An 18554-nucleotide genomic window follows, 5' to 3' on the forward strand; every position below is an offset into this window, starting at 1 on the left:
AAGGCGCCATTTTCGTGAGTCCACCACATAAGAACTTCATGAACCGCAATCTCTGGCTGCTCACCTTCTGCCAAGGCCTGTTCCTCACGAACAACGTCGCCTTCATCGCCATCAACGGCCTCGTCGGCCTGTCGCTCGCGCCGCGCGGCTGGATGGCGACGCTGCCGGTCATGGCGTATGTGGTGGGCGGCGCGCTATCGACCGGCCTTGTCGCGCGAACGCAGCGGCGCTTCGGCCGGCGACGTTCGTTCCAGATCGGGCTCGCGGTCGCGCTGGTTTCCGCGCTGCTGTGCGCACAGGCGGCGGTGTGGAAGGAGTTCTGGCTCCTGTGTCTCGCAACGGTCGTGGCCGGCTACTACAACGCGAACGCCAACCTCTACCGCTTTGCCGCGGCCGAACTCGCCGCGCCCGGCTGGCGCGAGAAGGCGGTGTCGATGGTGATGGCCGGCGGCCTGATCGGCGCGGTGATTGGCCCCAACCTCGCCTCGGTCACGCGCAACTGGTTCGAGGTGCCTTTTGCCGGTGCGTACATGGCGCTCGCCATCGTCGCCCTGGCCTCGATGGCGATGATGCAGTTCATCGACTTTCCGGCGCCGCCGGCGAAAAGCGCCACGGCCGGAGGCCGCCCGCTCGCGGAGATCGCGCGCCAGCCGGCATTCATCGTTGCCGCGGTCGCCGGCTCGCTGGGCTTCGGCGTGATGAACCTGCTGATGGCGGCCACGCCGATCGCGATGCAGGTCTGCAGCCTTCCTTTCGAGGACATCGCATTCGTTCTCGAATGGCACGTGATCGGCATGTTCGCGCCGGGCTTCTTCACGGGCCACCTGATCCGGCGCATCGGCGTGCTGCCGGTGATGGGCACCGGGCTGCTGCTCAACCTGTCATGCGTTGCGGTGGCGTTGTCCGGCGTTGAATTGCAGCAGTTCGTGATCGCGCTGTTCCTGCTCGGCATCGGATGGAATTTCCTCTTCACCGGCGCCACCACGCTTTCGCTCGCCACCTTCACGGCCGAAGAGAAGGACCGCGCACAAGGTGCGCTCAACTTCTGCATGTTCGCCACGCTCGCGCTGACCTCGTTCGCTTCCGGTGTGCTGGTCACGACGCAGGGCTGGCGTCTCTTGAATTTCGGATCGCTGGTGCCGCTGGTGCTGACCGCGATCGCGCTGCTGTGGCTTGCGCGCCGCCGCATGGTCACCGCGGCGGTCTAGGCTAGGGCAGGGCGAAGCGTTCGTCGAGCCAGCGACGAAGCCGCTCGAACACGGGATCGGCCTCGCGCTCGTTGAAGATCTCGTGGTAGTGGCCGGCGTAGCAGGTCGTGCTGACCATCGACGGCGGCGCGGCCTGCGCAAAGGCGCGGCTGCCGGCCGGGTCGACGAGACGATCGTCGCCTGCGTAGATCAGGAGCGTGGGCACCGCCCACCGCGCCGCCGCGGCCTGCACGCTGGCGCCTTCGTCGGCCAGGAATCTCGCGAGGCGCGCACCGATGCGGTCATGGCACAGGCTATCCGCGCGGTAGGCCTTCGCGACGGCCGGATCGTGCGAGAGATATTGCAGGTCGAGTCCATTGCCCACGCGCAGCGTCGGCGCGATGCGCGAGAGCGTGGCGACGAGGAATTTCTGGAATGCGCTCAAGCCCGGATCGAGCGCCGGCGACGACAGCACCAGCGCATCGACCGGGCGCACGCCGCGCGCGACGAAGCTGGCCGCCACCAGCCCGCCGAGGCTGTGCCCCAGCAGCACCAGCGGCAGCGCCGGGTGCGTCTGCCGCGTGTCGTCGATCACCAGCGCGAGATCGTCGAGGAGCCGATCCACCGTCGGCAATCCGCCGCGCGCGCCGCTGGACGCGCCGTGTCCGTAGTGATCGACAGCGCGAACCTCGAAGCCCCAGTCGTTGAGTCGATCGGCCACGTGGGCATAGCGCCCCGCATGCTCGCCGAGCCCGTGGACCACGACCACCACCGCCCTCGCGGCGCCCGACTCCACGGACCAGTCCTGCAGCGCCAGCGTCTCGCCGTCGGGCGTGCGCAGCGCGTGGCGCGCCGGCAGCGACCTCAAGCGACGACGCCGCCGGCAGCCGCCGGCAATGCGGCGATGACTTCCGCCACGGCGGCCGTCAGCTTCTTCGCGTACGGCACGTGCAGGAATTCATTGGGCCCGTGCGCATTGCTCTTCGGGCCCAGCACGCCGCAGACCATCATCTGCGCCTTCGGGAATCCGACGCTCAGCATGTTCATCAGCGGGATGGTGCCGCCCTGGCCGATGTAGCCGCAGTCGGCGCCGAAGTGCGCGCGCGATGCGGCGTTCAGCGCGCGCTCGAACCACGTCGCGGTCTCCGGCGCATTCCATCCGGTCGCGCCGCCATTGCTCTCGAACGTGACCCTGGCCTGATAGGGTGCGTTGTCTTCGAGCAGCGTCTTGAGCTGCTGCACCGCCTGGTCCGCATCGACCAGCGGGGGAAAGCGCAGCGACAGCTTGAACGCGGTGTAGGGGCGCAGCACATTGCCCGCATCCTTCAACGCCGGGAAGCCTTCCGCGCCGGTGACGGAAAGCGTCGGCTTCCAGGTGCGGTTGAGCAGCGCCTCCACCGGATCGGTGGTGGTCGGCAAGGCGAAGGCGGCCGCGCCGCCGCAGTCGTAGTGCGCCCATGGGAAGCGCTTGTAGACCTCTTCGCCGAGGATCGCGGCCGTGGCCTTGGCCTGGGCCAGGCGCTCGGCCGGGACTTCGCAATGGAAGCCTTGAGGCAGGAGACGACCGGTCTTGCTGTCTTCGAGACGGTCCAGCACCTGCCGCATGATGCGGAAGCTCGAAGGCACGAGACCGGAGGCATCGCCCGAGTGGACGCCTTCGGTCAGGATCTCGACCTTCAGCGTGCCGCTGGCCATGCCGCGCAGCGACGTGGTGAGCCAGAGCTGGTCGTAGTTGCCCGCGCCGGAATCGAGGCAGATGACGAGCGAGACATCCCCCAGCCGCGGACGCAGAGCATCCACATAGGGCAGCAGGTCGTACGAGCCGGATTCCTCGCAGGTCTCGATCAGGCCGACGATGCGCGGATGCGCGGCGCCCTGCGCCTTGAGGGCCTGGATCGCCGCCACGCTCGCATACACCGCATAGCCGTCATCGGCGCCGCCGCGGCCGTAGAGCAGGCCGTTCTCGTACTTGGGCGTCCACGGGCCGAGGTCGCTGCGCCAGCCGGTGAACTCGGGCTGCTTGTCGAGGTGGCCATACATCAGCACGGTTTCCTTCATGCCGGTGCCGGTGGCCGGCACTTCGAAGAAGAGCACCGGCGTGCGGCCTTCGAGCCGGACGATCTCGAGCTTGAGGCCCTCGATCTTCTGTGCCTCGACCCACGCAGCCGCGTTGCGCAGCACGGTCTCGAGATAGCCGTTCTGCACCCAGTCCTTGTCGAAGCCCGGCGACTTGGCCGGGATCGCGATGTAGTCGGTCAGTTGCCGGACGATGTCGTTGTCCCACTTGGACGAGACATCGGAGAGCGCACGCTCGGCGTCGAGCAGGCCGGCGGGCATTTCGCGGTGGAGAGGGGCGTTCATTGAGAGGGTACTCCGCGGGGAGGGGGTGAGAGGAACGATGTTAGTGCGTATCGGCGCCGCGCGTGCGGGTGACAACCCGCCACCGGATGCGCTAAAAGGCGGGCTTCGCCATCGCTCCAGAGGATTGCCATGCCCGCGCACACCGAGGTCCTTGCATCGCAACGCATCCGCGTCGGCGTCGGCGGCTGGACCTACGAGCCGTGGCGCGACAACTTCTACCCGGCCGGTCTTGCGCATGCGCAGGAACTCCACTACGCGAGCCGCCACCTCACCGCGATCGAAGTCAACGGCACCTACTACAGCACCTTCAAGCCGGCGAGTTTCAAGAAGTGGCATGACGAGACACCCGACGACTTCGTGTTCTCGCTCAAGGCCTCCCGCTTCTCGACCAACCGCAAGGCGCTCGCGACCGCCGGCGATTCGATCCGGCGCTTCGTCGACAGCGGCATCGGCGAACTCGGCAGCAAGCTGGGGCCGATCGTGTGGCAGTTCATGCCGACCAAGGTCTTCGATCCGGAGGACCTCGCGGGCTTTCTCGAACTGCTGCCGAAGAAGGAGGGCAGTCGCGCGCTGCGGCATGTGCTCGACGTGCGGCACGAGAGCTTTCGCAGCGCCGAGTACCTTGCGCTGGCGCGCAAATACAAGGTGGCGACGGTGTACACGGATTCGCCGAAGTTTCCGTCGATCGCGGACCCCACGGGCGACTTCGTCTATGCGCGCCTCATGAACTGCGACGCGCAGCAGGCCGCGGGCTATGCGCCGAAGGCGCTCGACGAATGGGCCGATGCGGCGAAGACCTGGGCCAAGGGCGGCATGCCTTCTTCGCTGGCCTTGGTCGGCGAAGAAGGCAGGCAGAAGAGATCGGATGCGCGCGATGTGTTCGTCTTCTTCATCAACGGCGCAAAAGAAAAGGCACCGGCAGCTGCCGGTGCCTTGATCGAGCGCTTGCGCTGAACGCGGCTCAGGCTGCGGCCTGCAGCGCGGACGTGGCGGGCTTGCTGCCCGACGTCGCGGCGCCGAAGGTGATCTCGCCGGAAAGCTGGCCGCCTTCCTCGATCACGATCTTGCCGTAGCGGATCTTGCCGGTGACCTTGCCGGTCGAATGGATCACGAGCTTCTCGCGAACCGTCAGGTTGCCGTCGAACAGGCCGCGGATCTCGGCGATGTCGATCTCGGCCGAGCCCTTGAAGGCGCCCTGCTCGGCGATCTGCATCACGCGCGAATCCATCGTTGCTTCGACGAGGCCTTCGACCACGAGCGTGTCGCAGTCCGTGATCTCGACGCCCTTGAGCTTGATGTTCGGGCCGACGGTGAGCTTGCTGCCGCCTTCCTTGGCGACGCTGGCCGCGGCGTTGGCGGCCTGGGTGGTGAGGGTCGACGGATTGACGGGCGTGCCCGAGAGATTGGTGCCGGAACCCATCAGCGGCGCGGGGCGGGACGTGAGATTGTCGGCGTCGCGATCACGCTTGCCGAAGAAGGGGGACTGTGTAGCCAATGGGGAGCTCCTCGAAAACGCCTATCCTAAGAACGCCATTACGGTTGGCGGCACTTCATTGCGCAAGAGGCGTAACCGAATAAGTCATACACGAGCCGCGAATAATCCTTTCGTGTTCGCTCGATCGCTGGTCACCCCTTCGCCCATGCAACGCGACCCTGCGTCGCATCATCCAGCCGGGCAATGAATTCATTCGCAGAGGGCTCCGGCAGCGAGAACGAGAAGCGCACCATGCTCTCGTGCCGCACATCGTCGAGCGTCGCGCCGACGGCTGCGATCTCCCTTCGCACGAGGCCCTCGAACGCATAGGGCACTGCGCAGTGCAGATGGCGCTGTCGCACCAGCGGAACCAGCAGCGCGCCGGCCAGCGCCTGCGCAACGCTGTCGGTGTAGGCGCGCACGAGGCCACCCGCGCCGAGCTTGACGCCGCCGAAGTAGCGCACCACCGTCGCCAGCACGCTTTCGAGTTCGTGATGCCGAAGCACTTCGAGCATCGGACGGCCCGCCGTGCCGCCCGGCTCGCCGTCGTCGTTCGCGGCCGACTGGCCTGCGGCCATCAGCGCCCAGCAGACGTGCGCGGCGCCGGGATGCTGGCTGCGCAAGCTCGCCACCACGGCTTGCGCGGCAGTGCGATCCGCCACCGGCTGCACGCAACCGATGAACCGGCTCTTGCGGATCAGCAGTTCGCTATGGACGGGCGCCGCCAGCGTGAATGACATGAGTCGCCCCGTGGGCCTCGCTTGCCTGCGCGCTCAGCCGCGCTCGAACTTGAACACCGCCGTGCTCGCGCGCGCGTTGGGCAGCCAGCGGACCTCGCGTCCGTTCTCGAGACCGAATGCGTCGAGCACGCGCAGCCGGTTCTTGCCCGCAAGCACTTCGAAGTCCTTGAAGGTGCCGACGCGGATGTTCGGCGTGTCGTACCACTGGTAGGGCAGCCGCTTCGTCACCGGCATGCGGCCGCGCGCGATGCTGATGCGGTTGGGCCAGTGCGCGAAGTTCGGGAAGGCCACGATGCCGATGCGGCCGACGCGCGCCGTCTCGCGCAGCATCACCTCGGCATTGCGCAGATGCTGCAGCGTGTCGATCTGCAGCACGACGTCGAACGATGCGTCGTCGAACATCGCGAGGCCTTCGTCCAGATTGAGCTGGATCACATCGACGCCGCGACGCACGCAGTGCAGCACGTTGCCGTCGGCGATCTCGACGCCGTAGCCGGTGCAGCCGCGCTCGCGCTGCAGCAGATCGAGCAGCGCACCGTCGCCGCAACCCAGATCGAGCACGCGGGAGCCTTGCGGCACGAGCCGCGCGATGAGTTGTTGTGTGCCCAGGTCGCTCATTGGATGGCCGATGCCGCGATGCGGTCGAAATAGGAGCGCACCACGCTCATGTAGCGCACGTCGTCGAGGAGGAAGGCGTCATGCCCGTGCGGGGCATCGATTTCGGCGTAGCTCACATGGCGCCGGTTGTCGAGCAGCGCTTTCACGATCTCGCGGCTGCGCCCGGGCGAGAAGCGCCAGTCGGTGGTGAAGCTCACGATCAGGAACTTGGCCATGGCCTTGGCCAATGCGGCGCGAAGATCGCCGCCATGCGCATGCGCGGGATCGAAATAGTCGAGCGCACGCGTGATGAGCAGGTAGGTGTTCGCGTCGAAGTACTCGCTGAACTTGTCGCCGTTATAGCGCAGGTAGCTCTCGATCTGGAACTCCACCTCCTGCGTCGAATAGAGGTAGTCCTGTCGGCCCGCGGCGCCTTCGACCGCGGTGCGCAATGCACGGCCGAACTTCTCGTTCATCACGTCGTCGCTCTGATAGGTGATGTGGCCGATCATCCGCGCGATGCGCAGGCCGCGTTGGGGGATCACGCTGTGCTCGTAGAAGTGGCCGCCGTGGAAGTCCGGATCGGTCACGATCGCGCGCCGCGCGACTTCGTTGAATGCGATGTTCTGCGCCGTGAGGCTCGGCGCGCTCGCGATGACCACGGCGTGACGCACGCGCTCGGGATATTGAAGCGTCCACGAGAGCGCCTGCATGCCGCCGAGGCTGCCGCCCATCACGGCCGCCAGGGTGCGGACGCGAAGCGCATCGAGCAGCCCCGCCTGCGCATTGACCCAGTCCTCCACCGTGACCACCGGGAAGTCGGCGCCGTAGGCACGCCCGGTTTCGGGATTCGTGTGCATCGGGCCGGTCGAGCCGAAGCACGAGCCCAGATTGTTGATGCCGATGACGAAGAAGCGATCGGTGTCGACCGGCTTGCCGGGCCCGATCATGTTGTCCCACCAGCCTTCGGACCTGTCCTGTCCCGCATACACGCCGGCGACGTGGTGCGACGCATTCAGCGCATGACAGACGAGCACCGCGTTGCTGCGGTCCGCATTGAGCTCGCCGTAGGTTTCATAGGCGAGCGAATAATTGGAAATCGATGCGCCGCTGCTGAGGGACAGCGGCCCGGCAAACTGCATCGATTGCGGTGTGACGACGAACGACATGAATGAAAAACCCGGCCTCGCCAAAAACGAGCCGGGTCACGGCGTCCGTCTTTAGCTGCATTTATCAAGCGCCCGCAAGCTGGAGCAAATCGGCGCGTGCGGAAGTATATGCCCTGCGCGCCGGTTGGCGGCTCGACCCCGGTCGATCAGCGCCGCAACGCGGAGCACCAGGAAGATGACGGGGCTGATGCTGTGCGCCAGCCGGATCGGCACGCGCCGCACGATGCGCTCGCCGGGCACGACAGGGCATCCTGCTGCCGGACACCCGGGCGCCGCCGGGGTCATATCCCTCAAGTTGTAGGACAAGCCTGTTGACCCGAGCCCCTTCTCGCAATGGAAGGCGGCTGCTCCCCAATGAGCGGGCGGACTCCAGCGTCTTGCAGGCCTGCGTTGTAAGTAGGCACCAACTTGTAAATTATTTATCTCGCCCGTAGTACTCGGGGCAAATTCCTAGTTGCACAACACGTATTTCCCACATAATGGGCGAGCATCCCTCCACTTTTCGGGTGGATGCAATCGGTGATCGGTCAGTTTCGCGCAACTCGTCGAGTCTTTTCGGCTGGTGGTGCTTTCGGGACTCCATCGCTTTTTCTTGTGTGTTTATTAGGAGTCCCTTGATGGGCAACAAACTGTACGTCGGTAATCTGCCTTACTCGGTACGCGACGGCGATCTCGAGCAAGCTTTCGGCCAATTCGGTGCCGTGACCAGCGCCAAAGTCATGATGGAGCGCGATACCGGTCGTTCCAAGGGCTTCGGTTTTGTCGAGATGGGTAGCGAGGCGGAAGCACAGGCGGCCATCAACGGCATGAACGGTCAGCCCCTGGGCGGCCGCAGCGTGGTGGTGAACGAGGCGCGTCCGATGGAAGCGCGTCCTCCGCGTAGCGGCGGCTACGGCGGCGGTGGTGGTGGTTACGGCGGCGGTGGCGGCGGCTACGGCGGTGGTGGTCGCAGCGGCGGCGGTGGTGGTTACGGCGGCGGCGGTGGCGGCGGCTACGGTGGTGGCGGCGGCGGTGGCGGCGGTCGCGGCGGCGACGGTGGTTTCCGCAGCCCCTACGGCGCAGGTCCTCGTGGCGGCGGCCGCGGCGGTTACGGCGGCGGCAACGGCGGCAACAGCGGCTACTGATCGCCCCACCCGTTCCGCATCGGAATCAAGAAGAAAGGCTCCCTCGGGAGCCTTTTTTCATGGCCGGCGCTCTTGACGACCCCGCCTATTCGCCGGCGCGTCGCTTGCGCCCGCGACCTTGGACGACCCGGTCGTACAGGGCATTGGGAAGCACCCGCAGCAGCTTCGCCACGGCGCCCATCTGCCACGGGATCACCCGGTAGCTCGTGCCCGCCTCGATGGCATGGAATGCCTTATCCGCGAAATCGGCCGGCTGCATCAGGAACGGCATGCCGTAGCGGTTCGCCCGCGTCAGCGGGGTATCGACGTAGCCCGGCGAAACGGTCACGACCTTGACCCCGCCGCCGCGAAGTTCCGTGCGCAGACTCTCGCAGTAAGCCACCACACCGGCCTTGCTGGCGCAATACGCACCGTGCCCGGGCAGGCCGCGGATCGCCGCGACACTGCCGATGCCCACCAGGCGACCGCTGCCGCGCGACTGCATCGCGCGAACGAAGGGATGGAAGGTCGCGGCAACGCCGACGTTGTTGATGGCCAGGAGGCGTGCGAACACCTCGAGGTCGCTGCGCTCGGCGGTGTCGATCCCGACGCTGATGCCGGCGTTGGCGATCACCACGTCGGGCACGCCTTGCCGCTCCAGGCACGCGGTGCCGGCCGCGACGATGCTGTCGATCTGCGCCACGTCGGCGCCGTAGATCCCGCAGCGCGAGGCATCGATCTTCTTCTGCGCGGCCCAGGCTTCGATTTCCGCCGTGCGCCGCGCCACGAGCGCCAGGTCGTAGCCCGCCTCGTAGAAGCGCGCGGCCAATGCCTGCCCGATGCCGCTGGAGGCGCCGGTGATGAATGCGAGACGCTTCATGTCGACGTCAGCGTTTGCCGGCCGGCGGAACCTGCGCCGGGATCAGAAGCCCGCGCACGCGGCCCTGCAGATTGGCGATGCCGGTCGCGTTGTCGTAGTCCATCGAGTCCGAGGTGAACTTGTCGGTGCCGCGCGTCAGCTCGACAGGCTTGTTGGATTTCACACGTTCCGTATCGGTGAAGACGTGCAGGAATTCGCCGCGAAACTCCAGGCGCGGGATGACGCTCCCGTTGGGGCCGACGGCAGCATCGCGCGTCACGACCGCGTTGCCGAACAACTGGATCTCGGTGCCGTCGCCGTTCGAGAGGCCGCGCTTGGCCGAGCCGTGCAGGACCAGCCCTTCATCCGAGATGGAGCGGAAGCGCACCTCGTCGACCTCCAGCGTGTCGCTGTCCGGGTAGTGCCGGCCCTCCTTGCCGAACAATTCGCTGCGCAGTTCGCCGCTCGGCAGGAAGCTCTTCACCACGAAGCCGCGCATGAAGAAGTCCGGCTCGTGGACCGGCGCCTCCTTCGGGGCCGGCTCCAGCAGCTTGGGCGCATTGCGGACCAGCCAGTAGGTGCCCAGCGCGAGCGTCGCAGTCAGGATCAGGGGCAGGTAGATCGTGACGCGATCGAATCCGTCACGCAGCAGGCTCCAGGCCGACTTCATTCGGGCCGGCCTCGCGCGGCATCCAGGAATCGGCGGTAGTGCCCGCCCGCGGTCAAGAGCAGATCACAGAACTCGCGCGCCGCGCCTTCGCCGCCGCGCGCGCTCGTCACATGGTGGGCGATGGCACGGACTTCGGCGTGCGCGTTCGCGGGCGCCGCGGCGAAAGCGACGCGCGTGAGCACGGGCAGGTCGGGCCAGTCGTCGCCGATCGCGGCCGCCTGCTTCCAGTCCAGGCCGAACGATGCCAGCATGGCCTCGGCGGCGGGCAGCTTGTCTTCGGTGCCGTAACGCACATGCTCGATGCCGAGCGCCTCGAGCCGCACCCGCAGCGGCTTCGAGTCGCGGCCGGTGATCACCGCCGGCTTGATGCCGGCCGCGCGCAGCAGCTTGAGGCCGTAGCCGTCGAGGATGCTGAAGCGCTTGAGCGTCTCGCCGTGCTCGCTGAAATACACGCCGCCGTCGGTCAGCACGCCGTCGACGTCGAAGAACACGACGCGAACGTCCTGCGCGGCGAGCAGGGTCTCCGCCTTGAATTCGACCGGCATCAGATGACTTTCGCGCGCATCAGGTCGTTGATGCTGAGCACGCCGATGAGCACCCCGGATGCATCCACGACGAGCACGCTGGTGATGCGGTGCTGCTCCATCAGTTCGGCCGCTTCGGCGGCCAGCGCCTCGGCGCGCAAGGTGCGCGGCCCGACATGCATGACGTCACGCGCCGTCAGCGCGCGCAGGTCCGCGCCGGTCTCGACCTGCCGGCGCAGGTCGCCGTCGGTGAAGATGCCGATCGCGCGGCCGTCCGGGTCGACGACCGCCGTCGCACCGAGCCCCTTGGCGCTCATCTCGCGCATCAGGTCGGTGAAGCCGGCCTCCGGCGCGACGCGCGGCACGTCGTCGCCGGAGCGCATGACGTCGCTCACGTGGGTGAGCAGCTTGCGGCCCAGCGCGCCGCCGGGATGCGAGCGGGCGAAATCCTCGGTGCCGAACCCGCGCGCATCGAGCAAGGCGACCGCCAAGGCATCGCCCAGTGCCATTTGCGCGGTGGTGCTGGCGGTCGGCGCGAGATTGAGCGGGCAGGCCTCCTTTTCGACACCGCTGTCCAGAACGATGTCGGCGTGGCGCGCGAGCGTGGAATCGACACGGCCGGTGATGGCGATCAGCGGCACGCCCTGGCGTTTGACGACGGGCAGGATGACGGTGAGTTCCTCGACCTCGCCGCTGTTGGAAATGGCGAGCACGAGGTCGACGGCCTTGATCATCCCGAGGTCGCCGTGGCTGGCTTCCGCCGGATGCACGAACATCGCCGGCGTGCCGGTCGAGGCGAGGGTGGCCGCGATCTTGCGACCCACGTGGCCGCTCTTGCCCATGCCCATGACGACGACGCGTCCGCGCACGTCCAGGATCTTGCGCACGGCATCGACGAAGCTCGGTCCGACGCGGTCCTTCAGGCCGAGCACGGCCGCTGCTTCGATGTCGAAGGTGGTGCGCGCGCGCGCAAGCATGGCTTCGGGTGCGGCCGTGGGGGGCAGATCGGGGCGAGAGCTCATCGCGGAATTTTATCGGGCAGGGCAAGAGCGGCAGAAATAAGGGGAACAGGGTGAAACGGCGGGCGCGGGAAGCGGGCCACATTCAGTAGCATCGGCTCATGACCTCGTTCGACCTCACGCTGATGTACCTGCTTGCGGCGGTGATCGGCGTGGTCGCCTGCCGGTCCCTCAAGCTGCCGCCGATGCTGGGCTATCTGGCGGCCGGCGTGCTGATCGGGCCGCACGCCTTCGCGCTGGCGCAGAACTCCGAAGGCATCCAGCACCTGGGCGAGTTCGGCGTGGTCTTCCTGATGTTCGTGATCGGCCTCGAATTCAGCCTGCCCAAGCTGCGGGCGATGCGCAAGCACGTGTTCGGCCTCGGCTTGCTGCAGGTCGTGCTGACGGTCGCGATCGCTACCGCCGGCGCGCTGCTGGTGTCTTCCGTGCTGCCCGCCGCCCGGCAGTTGAACTGGCAGACAGCACTGGTGCTGTCCGGCGCGCTCGCGATGAGCAGCACCGCGATCGTCGTGAAGCTGATGGCCGAGCGCCTCGAGCTCGACAGCGAGCACGGCAAGCGCGTCGTGGGGGTGCTGCTGTTCCAGGATCTCGCGGTGGTGCCGCTGCTGGTGATCATCCCGGCCCTGGGCGCGCCGCCCGAAGCGCTTCTGAAGGCGCTCGCGCTCGCCGTCGTCAAGGCGGGCTTTCTGATCGCCGTGCTGCTCTACGGCGGCCCGCGCATCATGCGCTGGTGGCTGACGCTCGTCGCGCGGCGGCGCAGCGACGAGCTGTTCATGCTCAACCTGCTCCTGGTGACCCTGGGCCTGGCCTGGCTGACGGAACTGGCCGGCCTGAGCCTCGCGCTCGGCGCCTTCGTCGCCGGCATGCTGGTGTCCGAGACCGAGTTCAAGCACCAGGTGGAAACGGACATCCGCCCGTTCCACGACGTGCTGCTGGGGCTGTTCTTCATCACGATCGGCATGTCGCTCGACTGGCACGTCGTCGTGCAGCACTGGGCGCTGGTGCTGGTGCTGCTGGTGCTGCCGCTGGCGTTCAAGCTGACCCTCGTCACCGCGCTGGCACGCCTCCTGGGCGCGACGGCAGGTGTGTCGCTGCGCACCGGGCTGTACCTCGCGCAGGCCGGTGAATTCGGCTTCGTGCTGCTCACACTGGCACAGGGAAAGAGCCTCTTGCCCGAATGGCTGGTGAACCCGGTGCTCGCGTCGATGGTGCTGTCGATGCTGTCGACGCCGTTCATCATCATGTACAGCAATCGCATCGTCCGCAGGCTGGTGGCGAGCGACTGGCTGCAGCAGTCGCTGCAGATGACCACGATCGCCCGCAAGACGATCAACACCGCCCAGCACGTGATCATCTGCGGCTACGGGCGCTGCGGGCAGAACCTGGCGCGCGTCCTGGAGCGCGAGGGGATCCCGTACCTGGCGCTCGATCTCGATCCCGATCGCGTCCGGCAGGCCGCTGCCGCCGGCGATTCGGTCGTCTTCGGCGACGCGTCGCGGCTGCAGGCGCTGATGGCCGCGGGCCTGGCGCGGGCGAGCGCCCTGGTCGTCACCTACCACGACGTGGCGGGCGCGCTGAAGGTGCTCGCGAATGCACGCGCGCATGCGCCGCAGGTGCCGGTGATCGTCCGGACCCAGGACGACCGCGATCTCGAAAAGCTGCAGACGGCAGGCGCCACCGAAGTGGTGCCGGAAGCGATCGAAGGCTCGCTCATGCTCGCGAGCCACGCGCTGGCGCTGGTCGGCGTGCCGATGCGGCGCGTGATCCGTGTGGTGCAGGACCAGCGCGACGCGCGCTACAACCTGCTTCGCGGCTACTTCCACGGCGCCGACGACGACAACGCCGACGAACTGGATCACGAGCGGCTCAACACCTTCACGCTCTCGGCCGGCGCCCGCGCGATCGGCCAGCCGCTGGCGCGACTGGCGCTCGAAGCCCTGGGTGTGCGCGTCGCCAGCCTGCGCCGCCGCGACGGCAAGACCGCCGACGCGACGGACGACGCGGTGCTCGCGGACGGCGACACGCTGGTGCTGTCCGGCAAGCCCGGCGCGCTGGCCATGGCCATCGACAAGCTGCAGAAGGGTTGATGCCGTCCCGGTTCGACGCGCGGCGCGCTGCGCATGTCGAACCGGCATGCGGAACTCAGGTCACGGCCACCCGCTTGGGCTTGTTGACCATCCGCTTGGCGATGACGGCGCCCAGGCTCATCGTCAGTTCCAGCGCCAGCGAGGGTTGCCGGTTGGACATCTCGCTAAAGCGCAGCGCGGTCAGGCGCCAGACGCGGGCCGCGCCGGTCGCGACCACGTTGGCCGAGCGCGGCAGCCGCGAGAAGAACGCCCCTTCGCCCACCACGGAACCCGGGTTGAGGATAGCGAGTCGCATCTGGCCCTTGTCGCCGATCACGTGGACGCTGAGCGCGCCGCTCTCGATGAAGAAGAGGGTGCGGTCATGGGCGCCCTGGTCGATCAGGACGTGGCCGGCGGCAAGGTCGAAAGGCTGCAGGTAGCTGCCGAGCGTCTCCCACTGTTGCGCGTTGAACGCGGGCGCGAAGGCGTCGTAGCTGGTGTTCTGGGCGACGGCCCGGCATAAATCCTGAATGCTGGAAGACATCGTGATAAGGCCCTGCTGGTCGAGCGCAGTATCCGCGAAAGCGGGAATGTAAGGTGACAAATGTCACAAAGATTCACACTCTCGGTTACTTCCCGATGCAAAAACGGGAAAAGATCACGCCGAGCAGGTCGTCTGCACCAAATTCGCCCGTGATTTCGTTCAGGGCGTTCTGCGCCAGCCGCAACTCTTCCGCCAGCAGGTCCAGCGACTGTGCACGCGCCGCCAGATGCAGGGCGGCGATGTCGATGTGCTGCTCGACACGCTTGAGGGCCTGGACGTGGCGCGCCCGCGCCAGATAGACACCCTCGGGCACTGCCTGCCATCCCGCCACCTCGAGCAAACGGGTGCGCAGCGCCTCGATGCCGAACCCGGTCTTCGCCGAGAGGCTCACGCCGGTCGCAGCGGCCGCGGAGGGCACGGCGTCCTGCTTGCTCCAGACGTCGATCACCGGCACGCCGACGGGCAGACGATCCGCCAGGTCGCTCGCGATCTCTGCGTCGGCCCTCGCATACTCGGGCAACGCGGTCCGTGTCAGGTCGTGGAGGAAAAGCACCGCGTCGGCGCCCTCGATCTGGCCCCAGGCGCGTGCGATGCCGATCTGCTCGACCTCGTCGATGCTCTTGCGCAGCCCGGCCGTATCGACCACGTGCAGCGGCACGCCGTGGATCTGGATGGTTTCCGAAACCACGTCGCGCGTGGTCCCGGGCACCGAACTCACGATCGCCAGTTCAGCGCCCGCCAGCGCGTTGAGCAAGGAACTCTTGCCGGCGTTGGGCTGGCCGGCGATCACCACCCGGATCCCTTCGCGCAGCAACGCGCCCTGGCGGGCGCGGCTTTGCACGACGGCCAGTTGCGACTTCAGCGATGCGAGCTGGCCGATGGCATCGGCCTCCTGGAGAAAGTCGATTTCCTCGTCGGGAAAGTCGAGCGTGGCCTCGACCAGCATCCGCAAGCGGATCAGCGCGTCGAGCAGTTCGTGGATTTCTTGCGAGAACGCGCCGGAAAGCGACCGGCCGGCGCTGCGCGCGGCGGCTTCCGTGCTGGCGTCGATCAGGTCGGCGATCGCCTCCGCCTGGGCGAGGTCGATCTTGCCGTTCAGGAAGGCGCGCTGGCTGAACTCGCCGGGCTCGGCCACCCGCAAGCCGGGGAGGCGCGCCCGGCCGCTGGCGACATCGAACTCGGCCGCCGCTTCGAGGCAGCGCGCCAGCAGCAGTTGCAGCACCACCGGGCCACCGTGCGCCTGCAGCTCGAGCACGTCCTCGCCGGTGAACGAATGGGGCGCGGGAAAGTGGATCGCCAGCCCGTGATCGATTGGCAGGCCCTGCGCGTCGCGGAAGGGCAGGTAGGTCGCCTCGCGCGCCTTCAATGGCCGCCCGCAAAGGGCCGTGATGAGCGGCGCCATCCGCGCGCCGGAAATCCGCAGGATACCGACCGCGCCACGGCCCGGGGCGGTGGCGATGGCAACGATCGGATCGGCGGTGCGCGCAAGCATGTCGGTGATTCTTCCAGCAAGTCCAGCAAGAAGGGCCGCTTGCGCGGCCCTTTTTCCGGACGGAGTGCGGCTGCGGCTACTTCGACGGCTTGTTGCCGAGCACGCCGAGGCGCTTGTTGATGAACCACTGCTGCGCGATCGACAGCACGTTGTTCGTGATCCAGTACAGCACCAGGCCGGCCGGGAAGAAGATGAACATCACGCTGAACGCCAGCGGCATGATCCACATCAGCTTGGCCTGCATCGGGTCCGGCGGCGTCGGATTGAGCCAGGTCTGGAACAGCGAGGTCGCGGTCATCACCGCCGGCAGGATGAACCACGGGTCCGGCGCGGAGAGATCCCTGATCCACAGGATCCACGGCGCATGGCGCATTTCGACCGACGACAGCAGCACCCAGTACAGGGCGATGAACACCGGGATCTGGATCAGGATCGGGAAGCAGCCGCCCATCGGGTTGACCTTTTCCTCGCGGTAGATGCGCATCATCTCCTGCTGCATCTCCTGCGGCTTGTCCTTCAGCCGCTCGCGCATTTCCATGATCCGCGGGTTGATGGCCTTCATCTTGGCCATGCTGCCGTAGGCCTTCGCGTTGAGCCAGAAGAACGCGGCCTTCAGCAGAAACACCAGCGCGACGATCGACCAGCCCCAGTTGCCGAGGATGCCGTACAGCTGGTTGAGCAGCCAGTAGAGCGGCTTGGAGATGATCGCGAAGATCCCGTAGTCCTTGACCAGTTCGAGGCCCGGGGCGAGCGCTTCGAGCTTCTTTTCTTCCTCGGGACCGGCGAACAGGTTGGATTCGATCAACTGGGTCGCGCCCGGCGCGAGCTTGGGCACGTCGAGCACCATCGCGACCGAGAACAGGTTGTTGCCCAGATCCGCGACGCGGAACTCGCGCTTGAGCGCGTCGCTGCCCGGCACGTTGAGCAGCCAGGCCGAGACGAAGTAGTGCTGCACCATCGCGACCCATCCGTTGGTGGCGGGCGCGGGGAGCTCGACCTTGTTCTTGGTGATGTCCGTGAAGTTGATCTTCTGGAACTTCTTCTGCTCCGTGAAGATGGCCGGACCGGTGAAGGTGTTGGTGCCGAACATCGTGCTCGACGCGACCGTGCCGTGGCGAACGAACTGCAGGTAGAGCTGCGCGTCGACCGGCTGGTTGCTCACGTTGACGATCTCGTGCTTGACGTGGATCGAATAGTCGCCGCGCTGGAACACGTAGGTCTTGACGTACTTCAGGCCGCCGACGGGCTGGGATTCGAACGCGACTTCGAGCGTCTTCTGGCCTTCAGCGAGCTCGCGCGCGCCGCTGCGCGGCGTCATCAGCGTCAGGTGGTTGGGGAAGCGCTCGCCGGTCTGCACCTGGTTGAGCAGGCCCGTCTGTGCGACGTAGCGCGTGGCGGGCGAACCGTTCTCCATGAGCGTGACCGGGTGCGATTCGTTCTCGGCGACCGGCATGCCCACGAGGCGGCGGAACCATTCCACCAGGCCGTGGTTGTTCGTCTGGTCGACGAAGTTGAGCAGCTGCAGCTCGGAAAGCGTGCCGCCTTCGCCGTCGATGGTGGCCTTGAAGACGTCCGTCGTCACCGTGACGCGCTCGCCGATGGCGGGCGCGGCGCCTTGCTGCGGCAGCGAAGCGGTCGCCGCGGGAGCGCTCGCGGCCGGCACCCCGCTGGACGGCGCGGCCGGCGTGGCAGGCGTGTTGGCGCGATCGGTCGCCGCGGTCTTGGCCGAAGGAAGGAAGGTCGGCCGGTGACCGTTGTAGACCTGCCATTGGTCCCACAGCAGCACCAGCGAGAAGCCAAAGATCACCCACAGAATGGTGCGGCGGATATCGTTCATGAAGAAGACTTCTTGTCGTCGGAAGTAAGGAAGGCGAACAGCCCCGGTCGCGATGCGGGGCGCTGTGCCTTGGGGGGAACCGGATCGTGGCCGCCCTGGCACCAGGGTTGGCAACGGCAGATCCGGCGCAGTGTGAGGTAGCTGCCGACCAGCGCGCCGTGCTGCTCGAGCGCGCCGATGGCGTAGACGGAACAGGTCGGCTCGAAACGGCAAGCCTGGCCGAGCCAGGGGCTCAGCAGCAGGCGGTAGGCCTTCACGAGGCCGATGAGGAGGCGCCGCATCATGCGCGCGCCGCAGCGGCCCGCTCCAGCAGCAGCTGGAGTTCGGCCCGTACCGCGGCCTTGAGCTTGTCGGAGACCGCGCTCACGAATTGCTTGCGATCGAAGCCGGCGCGCAGGCGCACCACGTGCGCCGCATGCGCGAGCGAGGCTTCGGACGCGGCGGTCACGTTGTAGATCTGGCGTTTGATCGCATTGCGGGTGACCGCGCGGCGTGCCCAGCGCTTGGGCACCATGGCGCCCACCCAGACGTCCTGCGCCCCGAAAAGCGAGGCCGCGCCGGACGGAGCGTCAAGCGGGCAGCGGTGCAGTGCAAAGTGGGCAGTGCGCGCCACGGTGGCACCTGCGAGTACGGCCTGGAATTGCGCGCGGGTCTTGAGCCGCTGCATGGTAGCGAACCGCGGGGCGCCGTCGGTTCGTACGGGCGCGGGCGGTACGACTGGCAACGGCGCCGGGGCGGTGCCGTTAGACGGAGAGGCGCTTGCGGCCCTTGGCGCGGCGCGCGTTGATGACGGCGCGACCACCGCGGGTCTTCATGCGGACCAGAAAACCGTGGGTACGGGCGCGGCGGGTCTTGGATGCTTGATAAGTGCGTTTCATGATGATTTTCCTGGTGTGACCGGGGGATCCTTTC

Annotated in this window: 21 protein-coding genes; 4 read left to right on the plus strand and 17 right to left on the minus strand. The window is 67.2% G+C overall.

Features of this window, described 5'->3' with window-relative positions; genetic code table 11:
* Nucleotides 1–38: 38 nt before the first annotated feature.
* Nucleotides 39–1208, plus strand: coding sequence for an MFS transporter (locus VAR608DRAFT_RS36490; RefSeq protein ID WP_088958504.1), 1170 nt, complete (start codon nt 39–41; stop codon nt 1206–1208).
* 1 nt (nt 1209) lies between these two features.
* On the opposite strand, the gene VAR608DRAFT_RS36495 is transcribed toward VAR608DRAFT_RS36490, so the two are convergent.
* Both VAR608DRAFT_RS36495 and VAR608DRAFT_RS36500 read right to left on the minus strand, forming a co-directional pair.
* Nucleotides 1210–2055, minus strand: a complete 846-nt coding sequence (locus tag VAR608DRAFT_RS36495) for an alpha/beta hydrolase (protein WP_088958505.1) — start codon at nt 2053–2055, stop codon at nt 1210–1212.
* Nucleotides 2052–3548 (minus strand): M20 family metallopeptidase, encoded by a 1497-nt coding sequence (locus VAR608DRAFT_RS36500; protein ID WP_088958506.1) that lies wholly within the window; start codon nt 3546–3548, stop codon nt 2052–2054. The genes VAR608DRAFT_RS36495 and VAR608DRAFT_RS36500 overlap by 4 nt, the downstream gene beginning before the upstream one ends.
* 129 nt (nt 3549–3677) lie before the next feature.
* On the opposite strand from VAR608DRAFT_RS36500, the gene VAR608DRAFT_RS36505 reads away from it, so the two are divergent.
* On the plus strand, nt 3678–4502 hold the full coding sequence (locus VAR608DRAFT_RS36505; RefSeq protein ID WP_088958507.1) for a DUF72 domain-containing protein: 825 nt from the start codon (nt 3678–3680) through the stop codon (nt 4500–4502).
* Nucleotides 4503–4509: 7 nt separating this feature from the next.
* On the opposite strand, the gene VAR608DRAFT_RS36510 is transcribed toward VAR608DRAFT_RS36505, so the two are convergent.
* The 5 genes from VAR608DRAFT_RS36510 to VAR608DRAFT_RS37365 all read right to left on the minus strand — a co-directional run bounded on the left by VAR608DRAFT_RS36510 (nt 4510) and on the right by VAR608DRAFT_RS37365 (nt 7768).
* Nucleotides 4510–5043: a bactofilin family protein gene (locus VAR608DRAFT_RS36510; protein WP_088958508.1), complete on the minus strand. Its 534-nt coding sequence runs from the start codon at nt 5041–5043 to the stop codon at nt 4510–4512.
* 131 nt (nt 5044–5174) lie between these two features.
* Nucleotides 5175–5762 carry an IMPACT family protein gene (locus VAR608DRAFT_RS36515; protein ID WP_088958509.1) on the minus strand — a complete coding sequence of 196 codons (588 nt, stop codon included), beginning with the start codon at nt 5760–5762 and terminating at the stop codon, nt 5175–5177.
* 33 nt (nt 5763–5795) lie between these two features.
* Nucleotides 5796–6380, minus strand: a complete 585-nt coding sequence (gene metW / locus VAR608DRAFT_RS36520; RefSeq protein WP_088958510.1) for a methionine biosynthesis protein MetW — start codon at nt 6378–6380, stop codon at nt 5796–5798.
* Nucleotides 6377–7528: a homoserine O-succinyltransferase MetX gene (gene metX / locus VAR608DRAFT_RS36525; protein WP_088958511.1), complete on the minus strand. Its 1152-nt coding sequence runs from the start codon at nt 7526–7528 to the stop codon at nt 6377–6379. Before metX ends, metW begins: the two co-directional genes overlap by 4 nt.
* A gap of 51 nt (nt 7529–7579) precedes the next feature.
* Nucleotides 7580–7768 (minus strand): hypothetical protein, encoded by a 189-nt coding sequence (locus tag VAR608DRAFT_RS37365; RefSeq protein WP_157731203.1) that lies wholly within the window; start codon nt 7766–7768, stop codon nt 7580–7582.
* A gap of 377 nt (nt 7769–8145) precedes the next feature.
* Between VAR608DRAFT_RS37365 and VAR608DRAFT_RS36530 the strand changes: the two genes are divergently transcribed.
* Nucleotides 8146–8652, plus strand: a complete 507-nt coding sequence (locus VAR608DRAFT_RS36530) for an RNA recognition motif domain-containing protein (protein ID WP_088958512.1) — start codon at nt 8146–8148, stop codon at nt 8650–8652.
* An 85-nt stretch (nt 8653–8737) separates the two neighbouring features.
* Here the strand turns inward: VAR608DRAFT_RS36530 and VAR608DRAFT_RS36535 are convergent, their stop codons facing one another.
* From VAR608DRAFT_RS36535 to VAR608DRAFT_RS36550, 4 genes are read right to left on the minus strand one after another with little or no spacing between them, the layout of a single operon-like run.
* Nucleotides 8738–9511 (minus strand): SDR family oxidoreductase, encoded by a 774-nt coding sequence (locus VAR608DRAFT_RS36535; protein ID WP_088958513.1) that lies wholly within the window; start codon nt 9509–9511, stop codon nt 8738–8740.
* Nucleotides 9512–9518: 7 nt separating this feature from the next.
* Nucleotides 9519–10160, minus strand: coding sequence for an LPS export ABC transporter periplasmic protein LptC (gene lptC, locus VAR608DRAFT_RS36540; protein ID WP_088958514.1), 642 nt, complete (start codon nt 10158–10160; stop codon nt 9519–9521).
* Nucleotides 10157–10705, minus strand: a complete 549-nt coding sequence (locus VAR608DRAFT_RS36545; RefSeq protein WP_088958515.1) for a KdsC family phosphatase — start codon at nt 10703–10705, stop codon at nt 10157–10159. The genes lptC and VAR608DRAFT_RS36545 overlap by 4 nt, the downstream gene beginning before the upstream one ends.
* Nucleotides 10705–11706 (minus strand): KpsF/GutQ family sugar-phosphate isomerase, encoded by a 1002-nt coding sequence (locus tag VAR608DRAFT_RS36550; RefSeq protein ID WP_088958516.1) that lies wholly within the window; start codon nt 11704–11706, stop codon nt 10705–10707. Before VAR608DRAFT_RS36550 ends, VAR608DRAFT_RS36545 begins: the two co-directional genes overlap by 1 nt.
* 98 nt (nt 11707–11804) lie before the next feature.
* Here VAR608DRAFT_RS36550 and VAR608DRAFT_RS36555 point away from each other — a divergent pair, with 98 nt between their 5' ends.
* On the plus strand, nt 11805–13790 hold the full coding sequence (locus VAR608DRAFT_RS36555) for a monovalent cation:proton antiporter family protein (RefSeq protein ID WP_088958517.1): 1986 nt from the start codon (nt 11805–11807) through the stop codon (nt 13788–13790).
* A 55-nt stretch (nt 13791–13845) separates the two neighbouring features.
* Here the strand turns inward: VAR608DRAFT_RS36555 and VAR608DRAFT_RS36560 are convergent, their stop codons facing one another.
* The 6 genes from VAR608DRAFT_RS36560 to rpmH form a co-directional block, all read right to left on the minus strand.
* Nucleotides 13846–14313 (minus strand): Crp/Fnr family transcriptional regulator, encoded by a 468-nt coding sequence (locus VAR608DRAFT_RS36560; protein WP_088958518.1) that lies wholly within the window; start codon nt 14311–14313, stop codon nt 13846–13848.
* Between the two features lie 85 nt (nt 14314–14398).
* The gene (gene mnmE, locus VAR608DRAFT_RS36565) at nt 14399–15805 is read right to left on the minus strand and encodes a tRNA uridine-5-carboxymethylaminomethyl(34) synthesis GTPase MnmE (protein ID WP_088958519.1); all 1407 of its coding nucleotides are present in this window, start codon (nt 15803–15805) and stop codon (nt 14399–14401) included.
* Nucleotides 15806–15881: 76 nt separating this feature from the next.
* Nucleotides 15882–17642, minus strand: coding sequence for a membrane protein insertase YidC (gene yidC, locus VAR608DRAFT_RS36570; RefSeq protein WP_088958520.1), 1761 nt, complete (start codon nt 17640–17642; stop codon nt 15882–15884).
* On the minus strand, nt 17639–17926 hold the full coding sequence (yidD, locus tag VAR608DRAFT_RS36575) for a membrane protein insertion efficiency factor YidD (RefSeq protein ID WP_172843951.1): 288 nt from the start codon (nt 17924–17926) through the stop codon (nt 17639–17641). The genes yidC and yidD overlap by 4 nt, the downstream gene beginning before the upstream one ends.
* Entirely contained in the window at nt 17923–18309 is a 387-nt protein-coding gene (locus VAR608DRAFT_RS36580) for a ribonuclease P protein component (RefSeq protein ID WP_088958521.1), read from the minus strand. The genes yidD and VAR608DRAFT_RS36580 overlap by 4 nt, the downstream gene beginning before the upstream one ends.
* Nucleotides 18310–18385: 76 nt before the next feature.
* On the minus strand, nt 18386–18520 hold the full coding sequence (rpmH, locus tag VAR608DRAFT_RS36585; protein WP_088958522.1) for a 50S ribosomal protein L34: 135 nt from the start codon (nt 18518–18520) through the stop codon (nt 18386–18388).
* Nucleotides 18521–18554: the final 34 nt, after the last annotated feature.

Source organism: Variovorax sp. HW608, assembly GCF_900090195.1.
Classification (GTDB): domain Bacteria; phylum Pseudomonadota; class Gammaproteobacteria; order Burkholderiales; family Burkholderiaceae_C; genus Variovorax.

What these genes read in the sequence shown, in the direction of transcription:
- VAR608DRAFT_RS36490 (WP_088958504.1), top strand. Translation starts at nt 39, where the DNA reads ATGAACCGCAATCTCTGGCTGCTCACCTTCTGCCAAGGCCTGTTCCTC.
- VAR608DRAFT_RS36500 (WP_088958506.1), bottom strand. Translation starts at nt 3,548, where the DNA reads ATGAACGCCCCTCTCCACCGCGAAATGCCCGCCGGCCTGCTCGACGCC.
- VAR608DRAFT_RS36505 (WP_088958507.1), top strand. Translation starts at nt 3,678, where the DNA reads ATGCCCGCGCACACCGAGGTCCTTGCATCGCAACGCATCCGCGTCGGC.
- VAR608DRAFT_RS36515 (WP_088958509.1), bottom strand. Translation starts at nt 5,762, where the DNA reads ATGTCATTCACGCTGGCGGCGCCCGTCCATAGCGAACTGCTGATCCGC.
- metW (WP_088958510.1), bottom strand. Translation starts at nt 6,380, where the DNA reads ATGAGCGACCTGGGCACACAACAACTCATCGCGCGGCTCGTGCCGCAA.
- metX (WP_088958511.1), bottom strand. Translation starts at nt 7,528, where the DNA reads ATGTCGTTCGTCGTCACACCGCAATCGATGCAGTTTGCCGGGCCGCTG.
- VAR608DRAFT_RS36530 (WP_088958512.1), top strand. Translation starts at nt 8,146, where the DNA reads ATGGGCAACAAACTGTACGTCGGTAATCTGCCTTACTCGGTACGCGAC.
- VAR608DRAFT_RS36535 (WP_088958513.1), bottom strand. Translation starts at nt 9,511, where the DNA reads ATGAAGCGTCTCGCATTCATCACCGGCGCCTCCAGCGGCATCGGGCAG.
- lptC (WP_088958514.1), bottom strand. Translation starts at nt 10,160, where the DNA reads ATGAAGTCGGCCTGGAGCCTGCTGCGTGACGGATTCGATCGCGTCACG.
- VAR608DRAFT_RS36545 (WP_088958515.1), bottom strand. Translation starts at nt 10,705, where the DNA reads ATGCCGGTCGAATTCAAGGCGGAGACCCTGCTCGCCGCGCAGGACGTT.
- VAR608DRAFT_RS36550 (WP_088958516.1), bottom strand. Translation starts at nt 11,706, where the DNA reads ATGAGCTCTCGCCCCGATCTGCCCCCCACGGCCGCACCCGAAGCCATG.
- VAR608DRAFT_RS36555 (WP_088958517.1), top strand. Translation starts at nt 11,805, where the DNA reads ATGACCTCGTTCGACCTCACGCTGATGTACCTGCTTGCGGCGGTGATC.
- VAR608DRAFT_RS36560 (WP_088958518.1), bottom strand. Translation starts at nt 14,313, where the DNA reads ATGTCTTCCAGCATTCAGGATTTATGCCGGGCCGTCGCCCAGAACACC.
- mnmE (WP_088958519.1), bottom strand. Translation starts at nt 15,805, where the DNA reads ATGCTTGCGCGCACCGCCGATCCGATCGTTGCCATCGCCACCGCCCCG.
- yidC (WP_088958520.1), bottom strand. Translation starts at nt 17,642, where the DNA reads ATGAACGATATCCGCCGCACCATTCTGTGGGTGATCTTTGGCTTCTCG.
- yidD (WP_172843951.1), bottom strand. Translation starts at nt 17,926, where the DNA reads ATGATGCGGCGCCTCCTCATCGGCCTCGTGAAGGCCTACCGCCTGCTG.
- VAR608DRAFT_RS36580 (WP_088958521.1), bottom strand. Translation starts at nt 18,309, where the DNA reads ATGCAGCGGCTCAAGACCCGCGCGCAATTCCAGGCCGTACTCGCAGGT.
- rpmH (WP_088958522.1), bottom strand. Translation starts at nt 18,520, where the DNA reads ATGAAACGCACTTATCAAGCATCCAAGACCCGCCGCGCCCGTACCCAC.